Below are 18,900 nucleotides of genomic sequence, written 5' to 3' on the forward strand. Positions count from 1 at the left end.
ATGATCCACAGGTGCCGTGTTCATCTGCTTCCGGGGCCCGCCAGCATGATCAACCGGCCCAGGCCGGGGCGATCCGGGCAAACGCCGGGGCCCTGGGGTGTCGGCGGGTATGCGTGTACCGGAGGGAGTCGCGATCGGTCCGCCGGTGTTTCAGCAGGCCGGTGTCACCCGTCCGTCATGTCCGCCGTGTTGAGGCGTCCATGACGGCAAGGATCACAGCGGGGGTAGCCCCCGCGCATGCGTCATTCGGACGGGTCGGGTACCTGGTTCGCCGCCCACCAGGTCGCGATCTGGGCACGGCGGCCGTAGCCGAGCTTCGCCATGATGTGGTCGACGTGGCCGCCGACCGTGCGCGGGGAGAGCACGAGCGCGGCGGCGATCTGGCGGTTGGTCATGCCCTGCGCCACGAGGGCGGCCACCTGCCGTTCCCGCCGGGTCAGCGGGCTCGGGGCCGCGGCCGGGGCGGCCGGTCCGGCGCCGACGGACAGAGCGAACGCGAGGCCCCGGCCGGCGCCGTCCAAGCGGCTGCCCTCCGTGAGGGCCTTCTCGTACCCCGCCGGGCCCAGTGCCCTGACGACCGCTTCCTCGCAGCGGGCATGGTGTTCGGCCAGATCGGGACCGAACACGAAGAGCTCGGTGCCGAGGTCCCTCCACAGGGTCCGCACTGTGCCCAGCAGCCGCCCCGCCCGGTCGTGGTCGTCCCTGGCCGCGCTGATCCAGGCGAGCAGTTCCAGCAGTAGCGCGGCCCCGAGGTGGTCATTGAAGCCCCGCTGGATCTCCAGCCCGGCGCAGGCCAGTTCCGTAGCCGCCGCGAGATCGCCGCGCACCCAGGCGTCGAGGCCCAGCACGTACAGCGCGTACGTGCGGTTCAAGCCCTCGCCGTGGGCCTGTGCGACGGCGACCGCATGTCTGGCGGTCTCGGCCGAGCGCGGGTCACCGAGGTGGGCCTGGGCGTTGGCGAGCTGGAACAGCCAGAACACCGTCGCGGCTTCCTCCCCCAGTGCGGTCTGAGCGGCCACCGCCCCCTCGAAAAGGGGCACGGCCTCCTCGGGGCGCCGGCGGAACAGCGCCAACGACCCCCGGAGGCCCAGGACGTTCGCGCGTACCGCCCGATCGTCCAGCTGTTCGCCCAGCTCGTCGGCCTCGCTCAGCCACTGGTCGGCCGCGCCGAGATCGCCCTGCAGCAGTGCCACCCAGCCGGCGGCCCACAGCGCCTTGGCCCTGGCCGGGGTGGGCTCGGGTGCGGCGGCGAGCGCCCCCTCGAGCCGGCGGCGCCCCTCGCCGAGGAAGCCGTTGGTACACCAGTGGAAACGCAGCGCCGCGGCCAGCGCCAGCTCGGCCTGCGGGTCGCCGCCCTGATCCAGTGCGGCGAGCAGATTGCTGTGGTCGGCGCGCAGCCGGGCCAGGGTTTCCTGCTGGCCCGGGCCGAACCAGCTGTCGGCGCCGTGTTCGGCGAGGGCGAGGAAGAAGTCGCGGTGACCCCGCAGCAGCCGCTGTTCCTCGCCGGACTCGGCGAGCCGCTGCCTGCCGTAGTGGCGGATGGTCTCCAGCAGCCGGTAACGCGGCAGGCCTTCCTGCTCGGTGGCCAGCACGATGGACTGGCCGACCAGCCGGTCCAGGAGGTCCACCACCTCGCGCCGATCGATACCCTCCCCGGCGCACACGTCCTCGGCCGCGTCCAGGGTGAACCCGCCCGCGAAGACGGACAGCCGGTTCCACAGCAGCCGCTCGGCGGGGCCGCACAGTTCGTAACTCCAGTCGATCAGCGCCCGCAGCGTGCGCTGCCGGGGCCGTGCGGTCCTGCTGCCGCTCGTGAGCAGCGAGAAGCGGTCCTGCAGCCGGTCCACCGTCTGGTCGACGGTGAGCGTGCGCAGCCGGGACGCGGCCAGCTCGATCGCCAGCGGCAGTCCGTCCAGGTCGGCACAGAGCCGGGAGGCCTCGGCCCGGTTCAGGTCGGTGATCCGGAACTCCGGCCGGATGGCGGTGGCCCGGTCCCGCAGGAGTTCGACAGCCTCCTCCGGCAACGACAGCGGCGGCACGATCAGGACGTGCTCACCCGCGAGGCCCAGCGTCTGCCGGCTCGTCGCCAGAATACGTAGTTCAGGAGCGGCCGACAGCAGCGTCTCGGCCAGCTCTGCGCAGGCATCGATCAGGTGCTCGCAGTTGTCCATCACGATCAGCGCCCGGCGCCCGGCGAGATACCCCGTGATCTGGTCCAGGACGGGCCTGGCGCCCAGGTCGGGCACGCCCAGCGCCGCCGCGGTCGCGTCCGCGACGGCCGACGGCTCCAGTACCGGGGCAAGGTCGATCAGCCACACCCCGTCCGCGAAGGCCTTTCGCGACGCGGCGGCCGCCTCGACGGCCAGCCGCGTCTTGCCCACCCCGCCCATACCGGTGAGGGTCAGCAGCCGGGCCGGGCCGAGAACCCGACGGATCTCGGCGATGAGGTGGCGTCGGCCCACGAAGCTGGTGAAGGCCACGGGCAGATTGCCCGCTTCCGAGATCATGCTGGTCACGCCGCGCACTCACCTTCTCCCTACTCCTTGCCGGAAGCATCGCATGCCGGGCAAACCCGCCGATCGGTGACGCCTCGCGGCCCGAGGGGCACTGGTACATCCCCGCCACCACGGCCGCGCGGCGGTGCATCCCCGTCACCGTGGCCGTGCGCGGGACGCGGACGACGCGCAGCGGCCGTCCACCGTCGACCGGTACGGCAGCGCCACCGTACCCATACACAGCGCGCTCACAGGGGGATGGTGCCGCTGGTCACACCAGGCGTCAGCTCCTGTGGAGGCGCCCCCGTGTCTCTCGGAGTTTCTCGGAGTTTCCTCGGAGCTGTCTCCGAGCCGATTTCGCTCCGCCGTCGCCCCGGTCCGGTTCCAGGGGGCTGAAACCGTCGTGAAACCGCGCTGAATGCGCTCTGCCGCAGTCTCTGCGGCATGACATCGACGACATCGCACTCACCGCTCGCCATCGCGGCCAAGGGGCTGCGGAAGGCATACGGGGACAAGACGGTCCTCGACGGCATCGATCTGGCGGTACCGGTCGGCACCGTCTTCTCCCTCCTGGGGCCGAACGGCGCGGGCAAGACCACCGCCGTCAAGATCCTCTCCACCCTCGTCACCGCCGACGCCGGCGAACTGGGCGTCGGCGGCCACGACCTGGCCACCGACCCGCAGGCCGTGCGCGCCGCGATCGGCGTCACCGGGCAGTTCTCCGCCGTCGACGGCCTGATCACCGGCGAGGAGAACATGCTCCTCATGGCGGACCTGCACCACCTGTCCAGGCAGGAGGGCCGGCGCTCCGCCGCCGAACTCCTTGAGCGCTTCGACCTCACCGAGGCCGCGAAGAAGCCCGCCTCCACCTACTCCGGCGGTATGAAACGCCGCCTCGACCTCGCCATGACGCTGGTCGGCGACCCGCGGATCATCTTCCTCGACGAGCCGACCACCGGCCTCGACCCGCGCAGCCGCCACAACATGTGGGGCATCATCCGCAGGCTCGTCGCCGACGGGGTGACCGTCTTCCTCACCACCCAGTACCTGGAGGAGGCCGACGAACTCGCCGACCGTATCGCGGTGTTGAACGACGGCAGGATCGCCGCCGAGGGCACCGCCGACGAACTCAAGCGGCTCGTCCCCGGCGGTCACGTCCGGCTCCGGTTCACCGACCCGGGCGCCTACCGGTCCGCCGCCGTCGCCCTGCGCGAGGTCACCAGGGACGACGAGGCGCTGGCGCTGCAGATTCCCAGCGACGGCAGCCAGCGCGAGCTGCGTTCCATCCTCGACTGGCTGGACTCGGCCGGCGTCGAGGCCGACGAGCTGACCGTGCACACCCCCGACCTCGACGACGTGTTCTTCGCCCTGACCGGCGGAGCCAAGGTTCCCCACCAGCCCAAGGAGACCCTCCGATGAGCACTGTCCAGCTTCCCGCCCGCCCGTCCCGGTTCTCCCTCGCCGTCCGCGACTCCGGCACGATGCTTCGCCGCAACCTGCTGCACGTCCGGCGCTACCCGTCCATGACCCTGAACCTGCTGCTCACGCCGATCATGCTGCTGCTGCTCTTCGTCTACATCTTCGGATCCGCGATGAGCGCGGGCATCGGCGACGGCGGCGGGGGCCGTTCCGCCTACATCGCCTACATCGTCCCCGGCCTGCTGGTGATGACCATCGGCAGCACCGTGATCGGGGCCGCGATCTCGGTCTCCATGGACATGAACGAGGGTCTCGTCGCCCGCTTCCGCACCATGGCCGTCTACCGCGGGTCGGTGCTCGTCGGGCACGTCCTCGGCAGTGTGCTGCAGGTGCTCGCCAGCCTGGTCCTCGTCGGTCTGGTCGCCGTGGCCATCGGCTTCCGGTCCACGGACGCCACGGCCCTGGAGTGGCTCGCGGCGATCGGACTGCTCGCGCTGTTCGCCCTGGCGCTCACCTGGATCGCGGTCGGGATGGGCATGGCCAGCCCGAACCCCGAGGCCGCCAGCAACATGGCGACGCCGCTGATCCTCCTCCCGCTCATCTCAAGCGCCTTCACCCCGGCCGACACGATGCCGGGATGGTTCCAGCCGATCGCCGAGTACCAGCCCTTCACCCCGGCCATCGAGACCCTGCGCGGACTCCTCCTCGGCACCGAGATCGGCAACAACGGCTGGATGGCGGTCGCCTGGTGCGTAGGCCTGACCGTCCTCGGCTACCGCTGGTCGATGACACAGTTCAACCGCGACCCCAAGTAGCCGCCATGACGGCGCGGGCAGCCTCCCGCAACTCGTCCCGGCCCAGGGCGGCGTACTCCGACACCGCGTCGGCGTACGCCGCCCCGGCCCCGTTCCCGGCCGCCTCGACCGCTTTGCGCGCGCGGTCCGCCGACATCGTCGGCTGGTAGTCGCGCAGCACCCGCAGCCGTTCGGCCAGCGCGATCATCCGTACGGAGGTTAGGGCGTCGTCGCCGGAGGCGAGCCCTGCCAGGCCGAGCGCGTACAACGCCGTCCCGAGCAAAGGGAGTTCCATCGGCCGGGGCGGACCGGAGAGCAGGGTCCGCAGCGCCTGACGCAGCCGGTCGACCAGCTCCGCGACCAGTTCGAGACGGCCGGCGTGGGCGTGCGCCGTCACCGCCGTCGACTGGATCTGCAGCGACCACCGGTCGAGGAACGGATCGCCGTCGTACATCGCGCCGGCGCCCACCACCCCCTCCACGGCACCCCGCCACAGGCCGAGCCCCACCTCCGTCAGCCCACGGGCGAGAGCGAGTTCGGCGCGCGCGCCGAGGTCGGAGTTCCCGGCGTCGTCCGTCCACGAGGCGTTGACGTCCTCGGCCTGCCGCAGCCAGTACTCCGCCTCGTCGGGGTCGCCGCGCTGCAGACAGGCGAGGGCGAGGCCCCCTCGGACACCGATCGAGTCGTGCTCGTCGCCGAGCCGGGGCAGCACCGCGAGCGCCGCCCTGAGATGCGTGTACGCGGCCTCGCCCCGCTCCGTCTGCAGGCACAGCTCGCTCAGTCGGGCATGGCCCAGGATCTGCAGGAACGGGTTGTCGACCGGCCCCAGCGCGGTGACGATCCGGCGGGCCGAGGCGAGCGCCCGGTCGACGTCGTGCTCGTACTCCCAGACATAGGTGGCGACGCACTCGGCGACCCCCGCGAGCAACGGCTGGTCGCTGTCGCAGAGCCCCCGCAGCACGTCGTAGTCGGGAGGCAGCATCTCGGGGATCGCCCTCAGTACCACCGCGACAGCCCGGGCCAGCGTGTCCGGCGGGGCCGGCGGCAGCCGTCGGAGCGTGACCAACTGGCGTACGGCGACGGGGCCGTAGCCCATGAACAGGCTCGCCGTGGACAACACCGCGGCGGCGCGGGCGACTTCGACGTATTCCGGCTCGGGGCGGTAGTGCGACAGCGGCGGGCCGGTGTCCTCGGCGAGGGCGCGGAGACGGCGGTAGCTGGAGCCGGTGGACCACAGGGCGGTGAGGACGGCGGTGAGAGCGGCGATGGTGGGGTTGTCGGTACGGGCCAGGGCATGCCGCAGGGCCAGTACGAGGTTGTCCTGCTCGGCCCTGATCCGCTCCCCGGCGGCCAGCGGCTCCGCGCCGAAGTACCAGTCGTGGTACGCCACCCCGAAGTCCCGCGCCCAGCCCAGGAATCGGTCGACGGCCTCCTCTTCCTCGCCGGCCTCCGCCCGCCGGGCGGCGCTGAACTCCCGTACGGTCTCCAGCATCCGGAACCGCACGCCGGTCGGGGTGTCGGCGACGGTCAGCAGCGACTGGTCGGCCAGCTGCTCAAGGAGCAACAGCGCGTCCACGCCCAGCACTTGCTCCGCCGTCTCGCCCGAGAAGCCGCCGGGGAACACGGACAGCAGGCGCAGCGCGGCCCTGGCCTCCCCGTCGAGGAGGTTCCAGCTCCAGTCCACGACCGCGTGCAGCGTGCGGTGGCGCTCCGGTACGTCCCGGGCCCCGCCGCGCAGCAGCGCGAACCGGTCGCCGAGGCGGCGCGCGATCTCCGGCACCGACAGCACCCGTACCCGCGCCGCCGCCAATTCCACGGCGAGCGGCAGCCCGTCCAGGTGACGGCACAGCCCCGCCACCGCGTCCGGCGGCAGCTCCACACCGGGCCGGGCGGCGCGGGCCCGCTGGGTGAACAGCTCGACAGAGGTGGCCAGTTGGAGTTCCGGCAGCGCGTACACCGCCTCCGACGTCAGACCCAGGGGAGACCGGCTGGTGGTGAGCACCCGCAGGTCCTTCGACGACGACACCAGGGCCCGTACGAGGTCGGCGGCGCCCCCGACCACCTGCTCGCAGTTGTCCAGGACGAGGAGGGCGGGCGCGGACCCGAACACGCCGAGGATGCCGGACACCGGGTCGTGGCCGCTCGCGGCACCGGGCCGCCCCTCGCCCGCGCCGAGCGCCGAGGCCACCTCGGCGGCCACGTCCTTGTTCTCGGTGACCCCGGCGAGCGGCACGAAGTACACCACGCGCTGCTCGGCGCGGCGGCTGACGGCGTGCGCGAGCCGCGTCTTGCCGAGACCGCCGGGCCCGGCGACGGTCACGGCGCGGGAGGTACGCAGCAACCGCTCCACCTCGGCGATGTCCTCGTTCCGCCCGAGCAGCGGATTCGGCTCGTGCGGCACCCCGTGCCGGACGGCGGGCGCCTCGCCGGACAGCAACTCCTGCTGTACGGACTTGAGTTGAGCCCCGGGGTCGGTACCGAGCGAATCGCGCAGCTCCCTCCGATAGGCCTCGTACCGGGTCAGCGCGGCCGACGGACCCGCCGACGCCGCCTCGGCGCGCAGCAGTTCGGCGAGCACCTCCTCGTCGCGCGGGTGCTCGGCGGAGAGGGCGGCCAGCGGCCCGGCGGCCTCCGCGCGTCGCCCCAGCCGGGCGAGGGCGAGGGCCCGCGCGCGGACGAGGTCGCCGCGTACGGGGGCACGCTCGGCGCGCAGCGCGGCCACGGGGTCGTCGCTGTCGCCGCCGCCCTGCTCCGTGGCCCCCTCCCACAGGGCGAGCCCGGCCTCGGCGGCGGCCAGCGCCCCCGCGTGATCCCCGGCCCTGGACCGCTCCGCGCTCGCGGCGGCGTGCAGCAGCAGGGCCGAGCTGTCGACCTGGTCCTCGGTGAGGGTGAGCCGGTATCCGGTCGGCGTGCTCGTGATGAGGTCGGCGCCCAGCTGGGCCCGCGCCCGGGACACGAGCACCTGGAGCGCCTTGCCCGGCCGCTCCGGCAACTCGTCCGGCAGCCAAAGCCCTTCGACGAGCCGCTCGACGCCGCAGCCGGTACGCAGGTCGCCGGCGAGCAGTGCGAGAAGGGCGCGCAGCCGGGGCGCGGTGACCTCCTGCCCGCGACAGGCGACACGGGGGAGGAGGGTCAGGTCGGTGGGCATGCGTGCAGCGTAACCAAGGGGTTGGCCGCTGGAACGAGCGCCGGTGGGCCGAAGTCCGGCCGCCCGTCCGCTGAACTCCCGTCGCACGAGCGGCTGTCGGGCTGTCGGGGTTACGCGGCTCCGCCGAACAGGTTGATCAGGCCGTGGGGGGTGTCGTCGCCGTAGAGCATCTCGTGGAGCTGGTTGCCGTCGGCGGCGGCTGTGGCGCTACGGGGGAACATGGCCTCCTCGTACTCGGTGAGCGCGGTCTCGACGTCGCCGGGGTGGGTGGCGATGGCCCTGGCCAGTTCGGCGCCGTCGTGCATGGCCAGGTTGGCGCCCTCGCCGTTCGGGAGCGCGAGGTGAGCGGCGTCGCCGACCAGGGTCACACCCGGCACCCTGTCCCACCGGTGCTCGACGGGCAGGGCGTGGAGGACGCGCAGGACGGGGGCGGTCTCGCCGTCGGTGATCAGCGCGGTGAGTTCGGGCGCCCACCCGTCGAACTCCTGCGCGATCCGCGCCGTCGCCGCGGCGGAGTCGGTGAAGTCGATGTCGGCGAACCACTCCTGGGGCCGGGCGAGCATCACGTACGTGTGCAGGGTGCCGCCGCTCTCCCGGTGGGCCCCGAGGCCCATCCCCGGCGCGAGCGCGTACAGCGCCCCGCCGCCGACCGTCTTCGCGTGCGCCGGGTGCCGGGTGTCGCTGTCGATCAGATAGGTCTCGACGAACGACATGCCGACGTACTCGGGTATCGCGTCGGAGAGCAGCGGCCGGACACGGGACCAGGCGCCGTCGGCGCCGACGAGCAGGCCCGTGGTGACGGAGGTGCCGTCGGCGAAGGTCACCTCGTGGCGGCCGTCGCCGAGGGTACGGGTGCCGCTGGCCTTGTGTCCCCACCGGACGGTGCCGGCGGGCAGCGAGTCGAGCAGCAGCTGCCGCAGCGCGCCGCGCTGCACCTCGGGGCGGCCACCCGTGCCGTCGTCGTCCTGTTCGAACAGAACGGTGCCGTCCCGGTCGAGGATCCGCGTCGCCTCGCGGCCCTCCAGGACGAGGTCGCGGAACTTGTCGTACAGACCGGCGGCCTTGAGGGCGCGCTGCCCGTCGTGCTCGTGGATGTCGAGCATCCCGCCCTGTGCGCGGGCGGTCGGGGAGGGCTCGGCCTCGTAGACCGTCGCCGGTATGCCGTGCACGTGGAGGACGCGGGCGAGGGTCAGTCCGCCGAGTCCGGCGCCGATGATCGTGATGTCGGGGGTGGTGGGCATGGTGGCTCCTTTTGGGTGGCGTCGAGGGACGCACGGAGATGTGCGCGGGGCTGTGCGCGAGGATTGCCGCCTCCTGGAACGTTGTTCCAGAAGGCCCGGATGCCAGACTGGAACGGCGTTCCAGAGTTGTCAAGCTGGAACGACGTTCCAGGCGTGTGTCAGGATGCCTGTATGGCTGAAACCAGGAGGCGTCGTCCGGAGCGACGAGAGGAGCCGCTCTCCCGGGAGCGCATCGTCGAAGCGGCGATCGAGCTTCTCGACGCGGAGGGCGAGGGCGGGCTGACGTTCCGCGCACTGGCCCGGCGTCTCGCCACGGGCCCCGGCGCGATCTACTGGCATGTCACCGGCAAGGACGAGCTGCTCGGCGCCGCCACGGAGGCGGTCGTCGCCGGCGCGATGGCGTCGGTCGTCACCGGGCCGACACCGCAGCAAGCGGTACGTGCCCTCGCGCTCAGCGTGTTCGACGCGATCGACGCCCACCCGTGGATCGGCACGCAACTCGCCCGCGCCCCGGCGCAGTCGCCGCTGCTGCGGATCTTCGAGCACCTCGGGCGCCAGGTCCAGGCGCTCGGGGTGCCCCACGCCGCCCACTTCACGGCCGCGTCCGCGCTGCTGAACTACATCCTCGGCGTGGGCGGCCAGAACGCGGCCAACGCCCGCGACCCCCGGCTGGCCACGACCCGGGCGGAGTTCCTGGGCGAGGTCTCGGCGTCCTGGGCGAACCTCGACCCCGAGGAGTACGCGTTCACGCGGAGCGTGGCGGAGCAGCTACGGGATCACGACGACCGGGGGGAGTTCCTGGCGGGGATCGACCTGATCCTGGCGGGGATCACCGAGCGGCTGTGAAGTTCCGCCAGGCGGTGGGGGAGAGGCGGAGTGTGGGGGCGTCGGGGGGTGTTTTTGAGTCGCGGACGGCCACGACTCCAGTTGGATTGCGGGCTACTTCGACGCACTCGCCTCCGGCGTTGCTGTAGGTGGACTTGACGAAGTCGAACTCGGACATGAGTCAGATCTCCTGGCGGACGGTGTCGACTGGTCCGTGGCATGTGGCTGGGCGGTCGGCGTCACGCGGGTCGGCTCAGCGCCCGCAGCGCCAGCCGGCCGCACAGCGCAGCGAGCGGCAGCTCTGCGCCGAGCGCCATGGCGACCGCGGTGGCGAAGTCGCCGCCCGGGGCCGCGGTCGTGGTGTCGAACCAGGCGTCCACCACCAGCAGCGTCGCGGTCGCGGCGGCTGCCAGGGCGTGCCGCCGGTCGCCGCGTGCGGCGAGGAGGCCGGTGGCGATCAGGCCGAGCGCCTCCAGCGCGTCGAGTCCGACCCAGGCGACCGGCCAGTGCGCCGCGGTCGCGGTGGCCGGCAGGCGGGTGGCCAGCACGTACAGCCACGGCAGCAGGGCGAGCCCGCAGGCGACCAGCAGCCACTCGGCGCGCCGCATGCCCCGCGCCGGGCGCGGCTCCTCCGCCTCTTCGTGGAGCGGGATGACCTCGGCACCGGCCACATCCTCATCGCACAACACCAGTTGACGCATCGTCATCTCCCGCTCCCCGTCGGCTCGTCCCTTCATGTGCTCCACCCTCCGCCGCACACCAGGGCGCCGTCAGTCACGCAGGGTTCCGACCTGGGGTGGAGAAAAGTGCACCCCCGAACCGGGAGAGAACGTCATGGCACGGGGATGGCCTGCGGCTTTACCGTCTGACGCATGCAACTCACCACGTGGCTGCGGCTGGTGCCGGGCCCGCCGTTCCGCAGGGCAGGACATCGGACCGCGCTGGTCGCCGCCGGCCTGCCGCTCCACCTCGCCGTGGTGCCACTGTGGCTCTGGCTGCTCGGCACGACGGCGGCGTTGGTGCGCGCGCCCGGCGCGGTGGCCGTGACTCCGCTGCCCGTGCTGCTCACGCTCGTGGTGACACCCCTGCTGACCGCCGGGCAGCGGCGGCGCTACCGGGCGCTCGTCGGCAAGGACCTCCCGCGCCCCGCCGTCAACGGGCAGTCGGTGGTTCGCCGGCTGACCGGCCGGGCCCTGTGGCGGCAGGTCTGCTACCACGCCGTGGCGGGACCGCTGCTCGCCGTCCTGGACCTCGGCGTCCTCGCCGTCTGGGCCGCCGCTGTCGTGGCCGCCTCCATCTACGTGTGGATCTGGGCGCTGCCATCGCAGTGGCGGGTCACCGACCTCGGCTACACCACGCAGGCCGCGTACATCACCGCCGGCGGCCTCGCCCTGCTGTTCCTCGGGCCCCGTCTGACCGGCGCTCTGGTGCGGCTGGAGACCCGTGCGGCCGAGCTCCTGCTCGGCCCCAGCCGCACGGAGAAGCTGGCCCGCCGGGTCGTCGACCTCGCCGAGAGCCGGGCCGGCGTGCTCGCCGCCGCCGACGCCGAGCGGCGGCGGATCGAGCGCGACCTGCACGACGGCGCACAGCAGCGCCTCGTCTCACTCGCCGTCAACCTGGGCCTGGCCAGGGCCACCCTCGGCGACCTGCCGGAGGAGGCCCGCAAGGTGATCGACGAGGCGCACCGCGAGGCGAAGGAGGCGATCGCCGAGCTGAACGACCTGGTGCGCGGCCTGCATCCGGCCGTCCTCGAGGACCGCGGCCTCGACGCCGCGCTGTCCGGGGTCGCCGCCCGCCTCCCGATCCCGGTGCGTGTGGCGGTGGACCTGCCGCAGCGCCCCTCACCCACGGTCGAGGCCGTCGCGTACTTCGTGGTCTCCGAAGCCCTGACGAACGTGGTCAAACACGCCCAGGCGACCCGGGCGGACGTGACCGTGGAGCGGATCGGGGAGACACTGCTGGTGGTCGTCGCGGACGACGGCGCGGGCGGCGCGGATCTCGCGGTGGCCGGCGATGGCACCGGGCTTGCCGGGCTCGCCAAGCGCGTCGCGTCCGTCGACGGTACGTTCTCCTGCCGCAGCCCCGCCGGGGGCCCGACCGTCATCACCGTGGAGCTGCCGTGCGCGCCGTGATCGCCGAGGATTCCCTCTTGCTGCGCATCGGCGTGGTCAAGGTGCTGGAGGCGGCCGGGTTCGAGATGTGCGCGCAAGTCGCCGACGCAGAAGGGCTGCTGGCAGCTGTCGAGGAGCACCGGCCCGACATCGCCGTGGTCGACGTGCGCATGCCGCCCGGCTTCACCGACGAGGGAGTGCGCGCCGCGCTGGTGATCCGCCGCCAGTACCCGCGTACCGCCGTGCTCCTGCTGTCGCAGTACGTGGAGGAGCGGTACGCCACCGATCTGTTCGCCGCCAACACCTCGGGCGTCGGCTATCTGCTCAAGCAACGGGTCGCCGACGTCGAGGAGTTCGCCGAGACGGTACGCCGGGTGGCGGCCGGCGGCACCGCGCTCGACCCGCAGGTCGTCACGCAGCTGCTGGTGCGCCGGCACAGCGATCCGCTCGACCGGCTGACGCCGCGCGAGCGGGAGGTGCTGGAGCTGATGGCGAGCGGCCGATCCAACTCCGGCGTCGCCGCCGAGCTGGTCGTGAGCGAGAGCGCGGTCGCCAAGCACATCAACAGCATCTTCACCAAGCTCGACCTGCCCAAGGCCGACGCCGACCACCGCCGCGTCCTGGCGGTGTTGCGCTTCCTGGGCGTTGCGACCGCATAGTGCGCGATCACGCCCGCATGCCCAGTCGACAACGGTGCTGAGCAGCACTTGACAGGGAATGCGGCGCCTTCGGACAGGTGCTCGCCGAGTCCGAGGAGGAACGGACAAGGAAACCGGTGGTGCCGTCAGAAGTCTGTTCCAGCAGGGCCTGTTGGCGGTGCAGGCCCCCCTGTCCTCCCTCACCGGTCTAGCGCCGCGCACTCACCCCGCGTCTCCATCGCTTCCAACGAAGCTTCGGCGACTGGACGAAGACGTTCGGTGATCCGAGGCTCTGCACGGCCATCGTCGACCGGTTCACCCTCGACGCGGCCACCATTGAGACCGGCACGCACTTCTACCGCCTCGCGCAGACCCGGGCGGCGGGCCGGTGCGACAGCCGGCTAGGCATCGACGTCCCCGACGTGTCCCACCAGCGTGGATACCTCACGTGCTCGGTGAACCGCTCGCACCCGGTAGTCGCTATCCGCTGAACCGAAGACCGAACCGGATCACTGTGCGGCGGTGAACCTTCGCCAGGCGGTGGGGGAGAGGCGGAGTATGGGGGCGTCGGGGGGTGACTTGGAGTCGCGGACGGCGACGACTTCGGGGAGGTTGCGGGCTACTTCGACGCACTCGCCTCCGGCGTTGCTGTAGGTGGACTTGACGAAGTCGAACTCGGGCATGAGTCAGATCTCCTGGCGGATGGTGTCGATCAGTTGGACCGAGTCGCGCGGTGCGAGGCTCAGTCGCGCCGTACGTTCGAAGAACCCGCTGTACGCGGCGCTCTCGGCTTCGTTTTCCACCCACACAGTAGAGGCGATGGCATCGGCGTGGACCACGTCCACGGCCTCGGTCTCGGCGAACGAGATGATGGTGAACGGGCCTGAAATGCAGGGATGCCCGCCCGCGCGAAACGGCAGTACCTGCACGCGAACGTTGGGCAGCTCGGCAACCTCAAGCAGATGTTCCAGCTGAGCGCGCATGGTGTCGGGCCCGCCGATCAGTTGCCGTAGCGCCGCTTCCCAGACAACGGCGTACAGCTGAAGGGGGCGTTCGTCGTGCAAACGTGCCTGGCGGCGCATCCGGATGTCGACCAAGCGCTCGATCTCGTCGGGGTCTACCCAGACCCCGGCACCTTCGGTGACAGTCACTGAGCGCGCGTACTCGGCGGTCTGGAACAGGCCAGGAATCAGGCTGAGTTGCCAAGTCCGCACACGGCTCGCGGCATCCTCCAACGCGATGTACTCGGAGAGGGAGCCCGGGTGAGGTGAGTCCTGCCACCACCCCTTGGCCTTGCGTCGCTCGCGGTCCAGCCGGGCCAGGCTCAACAGCCGCGCCAGGGCTTTCGGATCGCTCAAACCGTACGACTCGCACAGCACGCGGATGTCGGGGTCTCGCATCGGTACCCAGCCGCGCTCCATCTTCACGATCTTCGAGTTGGTCGCGTTGATGACCTCGGCGGCCTGCTGTTGAGTCTTGCCCGAGGTGTCGCGCAGCCGCAGTAGTTCGGCACCGAGCCTGCGGCCCAGGACAGTTGACGTGCGATTGCCCAGTTCTGAGGTACGAGTCACGGAGTAAGTGTTGCGTGCGGGAACCCCTCCGTCACTCGATGGAGACAATTATCTCCGATTAGCTTGCACCCGAGACTTCAGGCTCTCTACCTTCAGTGCTCAGCCGCATGCACAGCGGAGTCAATGGAGGCCCCCATGCCCGACTCGCAACCGCCCGCCGCACCTCTCCACGAAGACCACCTCGACTACACCCCCGTAACCCGCAGCGTCCCCCTTGCCCGCCACCGCACCGCCCGACTGGTCGTCGAGTGGGGGCACCCCAAGCTCGCCGGGGATGTCGCCCTCGTCGTCAGCGAGTTGATGACCAACGCGCTGCTCCACGGAAGCCTCCGGGGGCGCCTCATCCGCGTACGTCTCACCGTCAGCACCGCCGCCACTCTGCGCGTCGAGGTCAGTGACCCGCGTGCCGAGCGGATGCCCTGCCCTCGTGAGGTGACCGACGACGACCAGTTCGGGCGGGGGTTGCTGCTGGTCGGGGCGCTCGCCGAGCAGTGGGGCGTGGGTCCACGGGACGGGGTGGGCAAGACGGTCTGGGCCGAGTGGGGGCTCGCTGTCGCCCCGCGTGACGCCGTTCCACTCATCGGCGTCAGGAAGTGACGAGGCCGTGCGGGTCGCTTGACGGCCCTTCCGCCCGCTGGTCACGGGCGGCGTGGTCCGGGCCGTGCCCTCGCTTCAGAGGCGGATCACGATCTTGCCGCGTGTACGTCCGCGCTCGGCGTGTGCGTGGGCGTCGGCGATTTTCTCCAGGGGGAAGGTCTGCTCGACACGGGGTGTGTAGTGGCCTTGCCGGCCCAGTTCCGCAGCCGCGGACAGGAGGGCGGAGTCGTTCTCCGCGTTGACCACATGCGTGCCCAGACGCTGCCCGCCCGCGTGGTCGGCGACCGTCGCGACGCGCGTCGGGTCGCCCGTGATCGCGACGAGGTCGTCCAGGGATCCGGAGGCCGCGGTGTCGAGCGCGATGTCGACGCCGTGCGGAGCCAGAGCGGAGAGGCGCTGCGCGAGGCCGGGGCCGTAGGTGGTGGGAACGGCGCCGAGAGCGGTGAGGAACTCGTGGTTGCGTGCGCTGGCCGTCCCGATCACGGTGGCACCTTGCGCCACGGCGATCTCGACCGCCGCGCTGCCCACGCCTCCGGCGGCGCCCTCGACCAGCAGGGTGCGCCCCGCGAGGGGGCCGAGCGCGTCGAGGCCACGCATCGCGGTCACGGACGCGAGTCCGGCGCCCGCGGCCTGCTCGTCGTTCCACGTGTCGGGGGTGTGGGCCCAGGCCGAGAGGATGACCAGCTCCGCGGTCGCGCCGGTGACACCGCCCAACCCGAAGACGCGGTCGCCGATGCTCACCCCCCGTACTCCGTCACCGATTTCGTCGACCACACCGGCGGCGTCGCGCCCCGGGACGGCGGGTAGCTCCAGGGGGATGAACTGCTGCAGGGAGCCGGCGCGCAGCTTCCAGTCGATGGCGTTGACGCCGGCCGCCGCGACGCGGACACGGATCTCACCAGGTCCGGGGTGAGGGTCGGGGGCCTGCTCGATCACCAGGTTCTCCGGTCCGCCGTATTCATGGAATCGAGCTGCACGCATAGTGTCCTGCCTTACCTTTTTGATCCGGATTAACCGCGGTCCTACCCGTCGTCGGAATAGCTCCCGTCGGGTCGACGCTCTGGAAGATATCCATAGGGTCGGTCACCAGATGGATACCAAGACCGGCGACGGGAGCCCCTCGATGACGCAACGGCCGCCGCTGCCACCCGACTTGTTCGACGAGCTGTGCCCGTCCCCGCTGCTGCCCTTCCGCTTCGGTGACAAATGGGCGTCCATGGTCCTTTACTGCCTGGACGACGGCCCGCGCAGATTCTCCGAACTCCGCGTGCCACTGGGCCGCGTCACCCCGAAGTCGCTCACCAAGTCGCTCCGCGACCTGGAGCGGAACGGGTTCGTGTCCCGTACGGTGCACGCCGACCCGAAACTGCGGGTGGAGTACGCGCTGACACCGCTGGGCCGCAGCGTGCTGGAGCCGCTGGCCGCCTCGTGCCGATGGGCGACCGAGCACTGGGACGAGCTGCTCGACGCCCACGAGGGCGGCGCCTCCTCCCTCGGCTGAACGCTTTCCCGCCCGGTGGCAAAAGCCAGGTGGAGGTCACGTTCCTGCAGGTCAACAAAATCCGTCGGTTGTCGGGGACCCTGAGCCTCGCGGACACCCGGCGTCACAGCATGCCCGCACCGTGACGCCCCGGCTGCACACTGCGGACGGGCTACGTCATCAATTCGATGGCCCACCCTCACTTCCCCGGCTGGACGGACGCCCAAGAGCAGCAAGTCACCGAACTGCGCGAGCACGAACGATCGTCACGCACGACCGCTGGAGCCTGGTCGGCGGACCGGAACGGCCGGACGCCCGAAGTCGGCTCAGGCACGCCCTCGAAGGCGGCACCAGCGGCAAGGAGCCGGAAGCGTAGCGGGCTGGCGCCGCGCGGCCAGCACGCCAGGAACCGTCCAGGATCAGCACCACAGGTGTCGTTGCCCTGAGGAGCGACAAGGGGGAGCGTGCTCCTGGAACCGGCTCCCCCTTGTCGCTGTCTTCCGCACGTCTTCTCCCCGTGGGCCCGGTGGGTTCGCTACGTGGCAGCAGGACGGCGTCTTCGAGCAGCTCACCGGCCTGCGCCGCCTGGTCCGCGAAACTGAGGGCGAGGAGTGGAACCTGCCCTGGGACCAGACACGAGTCACCGGACCAGACGCTCAGTCAGCAGTTCTTGACCCAGTGAACCCAGTACCAGGGGGCGTCGCCGTCCGCGCTGAAGGCGCCGCCGTCGTTCCAGCGCGAGACGCCGCCGTCGTCCAGGAAGTGGGCGACGGTACCGGTGGTCTGGTTGTTGATCCACGATCCGTTGGCTGTCCACGGAATGCGGTAACGGGCGCAGCTGTACATGGGTATCGAAGAGCCGGTGTAATTCAGGCCACTGTAGGCGCAGAAGTAGCCGTAATCGACAGCTGGGGCGCAGTGGTTGACCAGCGCCCCGCTGGTCATGTCGCGGGGATGAGTTTCGCCGGGAAGGGCCACGAACATCAGATGCTTGCCGCCCAAATCGATCACGTTGGCGGCCACCTGCTTTCCGCCTGTCTGGGCGAGATACCGGTCTACCTCGTTCTGGAGTCCCCTTGTCTGAGTGCCAGTGAGGCCTGCCTGCTTGGCCTGCGAGGCGTAGGGACCGACAGCGCCCGTTGTACCGGCTGATGCGGCGCCGGTGCTGAAGCTCAAAGCCAGAAAGGCCGCAGCGACTGCGAGCATCGCCCTGAGCCTCGACAATCCGCTTTGCATAGTTGCCTCTTTCCGTTTGGCGTCATGGATTGCTGCTGATGTCTCGACCTGGGCGCCGCCCGAAAGCAGGCGCCAACGTTCTGAAGACTCCTGCACGTGAGCAGGGGCAGCGACAGGTCTTGAGACCACGACTCGATCAGGACTCGGGTGACCGAGCAGGCTCTAGCCTTCGGCACCTGCCACCGGGAGTCTTGTACGAAGACGCAATCACAGCGGGGGGACATCAACAGTGACCGAACCGATCGACCGACCCGGCGAGTACTTCGGTCGTCCGGCCGCGTCCTTACGCGGCATCGTCATCCGCTATCGAGGCCACCGCATGGGTGGCCCGCCGCCCGCACGGGTCACCCTTCCCTCGGCCGCCGTCACTGTCCTCCTCGGCTGGGGCCGACCGCTGACCGTCCACACCGGTCCAGAGCAAGCGGCCCTCGGCCGGTGGCCTGCGATGATCGCAGGTCTGCAAACCGCGCCCATGCTGGCGGGTTTCAATGGATCCGCCTCTGCCGTCGAGATCGAACTCACGCCCCTCGGCGCATACCGGCTCCTGAACCTCCCTCTGCACCACCTGGCGAGAACGGTCATCGACCCGGACCACATCATGGGAGAAGGCTGGGCTGCGAACGCCACAGAACAACTGGCCGCTGCATCGCGCTGGCCCCGCCGTTGGCAGATTCTCGACGCCCTGCTCATCCGACGACTTCACGGCGAAACTGCTCCATCACCTGCCGCCACCCAGGCATGGAACCTGCTGCGTGATCGTGGCGGCGCCGTGTCCTTACCCAACCTGGCCCTGGCCATTGGCCTCGGTCAGCGCCGCATACAGGGGCTGCTACGCGAGCACATCGGACTGCCCGCTCAAACACTCTCCCGCATCATCAGGTTCCACCAGGCCCTGGCGGTGGCACCAAGCGGCCTGGACTCGCTCGCCGACCTGGCCAGTCGGGCTGGGTACTACGACCAGTCCCACATGAACCGCGACTTCAGAACCCTCTCTGGCCAGACACCACGAGAACTGCTCGACATCATGCGCCGCACCCCACCCAAACGCGAGCTCGGGCACATCCAACCCTTCAACGACTTCGGGTTCCGTGACCCAGCCAGACGCTCGCGATGACCGCCATCCACACACACAGAGCGCGGCCAGACCTCAAGGTCGGCGAGGACGACCCCCTGGGTCGTGAGGAGGCACACGACGCGGTGTACTGGCACAGCTTCATCGACGCACGGGAGCGGGCGATCCAGGAAGCCGGCGAGATCGTACGGGCGGCTCATCGTGAGGTCGCCGGTGGCTGACTGGTGCTGGAGTTGTTCCAGGGCGATCTGCTCGGGTACGAGTGGCAGGTCG

18 protein-coding genes and 1 pseudogene are annotated in these 18,900 nt (G+C 71.0%); 10 read left to right on the forward strand and 9 right to left on the reverse strand.

Annotated elements, in window-relative coordinates:
- Positions 1 to 242 precede the first annotated feature (242 nt).
- Complete coding sequence (locus tag PV734_RS39090) at positions 243 to 2,507, reverse strand: ATP-binding protein (protein WP_319294276.1); 2,265 nt, start codon at positions 2,505 to 2,507, stop codon at positions 243 to 245.
- A 432-nt stretch (positions 2,508 to 2,939) separates the two neighbouring features.
- On the opposite strand from PV734_RS39090, the gene PV734_RS39095 reads away from it, so the two are divergent.
- On the forward strand, positions 2,940 to 3,914 hold the full coding sequence (locus PV734_RS39095) for an ATP-binding cassette domain-containing protein (RefSeq protein ID WP_319294164.1): 975 nt from the start codon (positions 2,940 to 2,942) through the stop codon (positions 3,912 to 3,914).
- Positions 3,911 to 4,729 (forward strand): ABC transporter permease, encoded by an 819-nt coding sequence (locus PV734_RS39100; protein WP_319095377.1) that lies wholly within the window; start codon positions 3,911 to 3,913, stop codon positions 4,727 to 4,729. Before PV734_RS39095 ends, PV734_RS39100 begins: the two co-directional genes overlap by 4 nt.
- Here the strand turns inward: PV734_RS39100 and PV734_RS39105 are convergent.
- Positions 4,710 to 7,856: an ATP-binding protein gene (locus PV734_RS39105; RefSeq protein WP_319294166.1), complete on the reverse strand. Its 3,147-nt coding sequence runs from the start codon at positions 7,854 to 7,856 to the stop codon at positions 4,710 to 4,712. The genes PV734_RS39100 and PV734_RS39105 overlap by 20 nt on opposite strands.
- A 110-nt stretch (positions 7,857 to 7,966) precedes the next feature.
- Entirely contained in the window at positions 7,967 to 9,097 is a 1,131-nt protein-coding gene (locus PV734_RS39110; RefSeq protein ID WP_319294168.1) for an NAD(P)/FAD-dependent oxidoreductase, read from the reverse strand.
- Between the two features lie 171 nt (positions 9,098 to 9,268).
- Between PV734_RS39110 and PV734_RS39115 the strand changes: the two genes are divergently transcribed.
- The gene (locus tag PV734_RS39115; protein WP_319095374.1) at positions 9,269 to 9,943 is read left to right on the forward strand and encodes a TetR/AcrR family transcriptional regulator; all 675 of its coding nucleotides are present in this window, start codon (positions 9,269 to 9,271) and stop codon (positions 9,941 to 9,943) included.
- On the opposite strand, the gene PV734_RS39120 is transcribed toward PV734_RS39115, so the two are convergent.
- The gene (locus PV734_RS39120) at positions 9,927 to 10,100 is read right to left on the reverse strand and encodes a DUF397 domain-containing protein (protein ID WP_319095373.1); all 174 of its coding nucleotides are present in this window, start codon (positions 10,098 to 10,100) and stop codon (positions 9,927 to 9,929) included. The genes PV734_RS39115 and PV734_RS39120 overlap by 17 nt on opposite strands.
- 61 nt (positions 10,101 to 10,161) lie before the next feature.
- Positions 10,162 to 10,659, reverse strand: coding sequence for a hypothetical protein (locus PV734_RS39125; RefSeq protein ID WP_319294170.1), 498 nt, complete (start codon positions 10,657 to 10,659; stop codon positions 10,162 to 10,164).
- Positions 10,660 to 10,794: 135 nt separating this feature from the next.
- Between PV734_RS39125 and PV734_RS39130 the strand changes: the two genes are divergently transcribed.
- From PV734_RS39130 to PV734_RS39140, 3 genes and pseudogenes are all read left to right on the forward strand, one after another.
- Positions 10,795 to 12,054 (forward strand): sensor histidine kinase, encoded by a 1,260-nt coding sequence (locus PV734_RS39130; RefSeq protein WP_319294172.1) that lies wholly within the window; start codon positions 10,795 to 10,797, stop codon positions 12,052 to 12,054.
- Positions 12,042 to 12,692 (forward strand): response regulator transcription factor, encoded by a 651-nt coding sequence (locus tag PV734_RS39135; protein ID WP_319095370.1) that lies wholly within the window; start codon positions 12,042 to 12,044, stop codon positions 12,690 to 12,692. Before PV734_RS39130 ends, PV734_RS39135 begins: the two co-directional genes overlap by 13 nt.
- A gap of 210 nt (positions 12,693 to 12,902) precedes the next feature.
- Positions 12,903 to 13,051: pseudogene (locus PV734_RS39140) on the forward strand (ATP-binding protein); the annotation flags it as partial.
- 129 nt (positions 13,052 to 13,180) lie between these two features.
- On the opposite strand, the gene PV734_RS39145 reads toward PV734_RS39140, so the two are convergent.
- Together PV734_RS39145 and PV734_RS39150 are read right to left on the reverse strand one after the other, a co-directional pair.
- On the reverse strand, positions 13,181 to 13,354 hold the full coding sequence (locus tag PV734_RS39145; protein WP_319095369.1) for a DUF397 domain-containing protein: 174 nt from the start codon (positions 13,352 to 13,354) through the stop codon (positions 13,181 to 13,183).
- Between the two features lie 3 nt (positions 13,355 to 13,357).
- Positions 13,358 to 14,242: a helix-turn-helix transcriptional regulator gene (locus PV734_RS39150; protein WP_319095368.1), complete on the reverse strand. Its 885-nt coding sequence runs from the start codon at positions 14,240 to 14,242 to the stop codon at positions 13,358 to 13,360.
- 135 nt (positions 14,243 to 14,377) lie between these two features.
- Here PV734_RS39150 and PV734_RS39155 point away from each other — a divergent pair, with 135 nt between their 5' ends.
- Positions 14,378 to 14,839 carry an ATP-binding protein gene (locus tag PV734_RS39155; RefSeq protein WP_319095367.1) on the forward strand — a complete coding sequence of 154 codons (462 nt, stop codon included), beginning with the start codon at positions 14,378 to 14,380 and terminating at the stop codon, positions 14,837 to 14,839.
- A 75-nt stretch (positions 14,840 to 14,914) separates the two neighbouring features.
- Here the strand turns inward: PV734_RS39155 and PV734_RS39160 are convergent, their stop codons facing one another.
- Entirely contained in the window at positions 14,915 to 15,820 is a 906-nt protein-coding gene (locus tag PV734_RS39160) for an NADP-dependent oxidoreductase (protein WP_319294174.1), read from the reverse strand.
- 109 nt (positions 15,821 to 15,929) lie between these two features.
- Here PV734_RS39160 and PV734_RS39165 point away from each other — a divergent pair, with 109 nt between their 5' ends.
- The gene (locus PV734_RS39165; protein WP_415924338.1) at positions 15,930 to 16,340 is read left to right on the forward strand and encodes a winged helix-turn-helix transcriptional regulator; all 411 of its coding nucleotides are present in this window, start codon (positions 15,930 to 15,932) and stop codon (positions 16,338 to 16,340) included.
- A gap of 639 nt (positions 16,341 to 16,979) precedes the next feature.
- Here PV734_RS39165 and PV734_RS39170 read toward each other — a convergent pair.
- Positions 16,980 to 17,651 (reverse strand): hypothetical protein, encoded by a 672-nt coding sequence (locus PV734_RS39170; protein WP_319294176.1) that lies wholly within the window; start codon positions 17,649 to 17,651, stop codon positions 16,980 to 16,982.
- A gap of 133 nt (positions 17,652 to 17,784) precedes the next feature.
- On the opposite strand from PV734_RS39170, the gene PV734_RS39175 reads away from it, so the two are divergent.
- Both PV734_RS39175 and PV734_RS39180 read left to right on the forward strand, forming a co-directional pair.
- A complete protein-coding gene (locus PV734_RS39175; protein ID WP_319095364.1) occupies positions 17,785 to 18,669 on the forward strand; it encodes a helix-turn-helix domain-containing protein in 885 nt (294 codons plus the stop codon).
- The gene (locus PV734_RS39180; protein WP_319294178.1) at positions 18,666 to 18,848 is read left to right on the forward strand and encodes a hypothetical protein; all 183 of its coding nucleotides are present in this window, start codon (positions 18,666 to 18,668) and stop codon (positions 18,846 to 18,848) included. The genes PV734_RS39175 and PV734_RS39180 overlap by 4 nt, the downstream gene beginning before the upstream one ends.
- The last annotated feature ends 52 nt before the right edge of the window (positions 18,849 to 18,900 follow it).

It is taken from the genome of Streptomyces sp. AK08-02 (genome assembly GCF_033795085.1).
In the GTDB taxonomy this organism is placed as follows: Bacteria; Actinomycetota; Actinomycetes; order Streptomycetales; family Streptomycetaceae; genus Streptomyces; species Streptomyces echiniscabiei.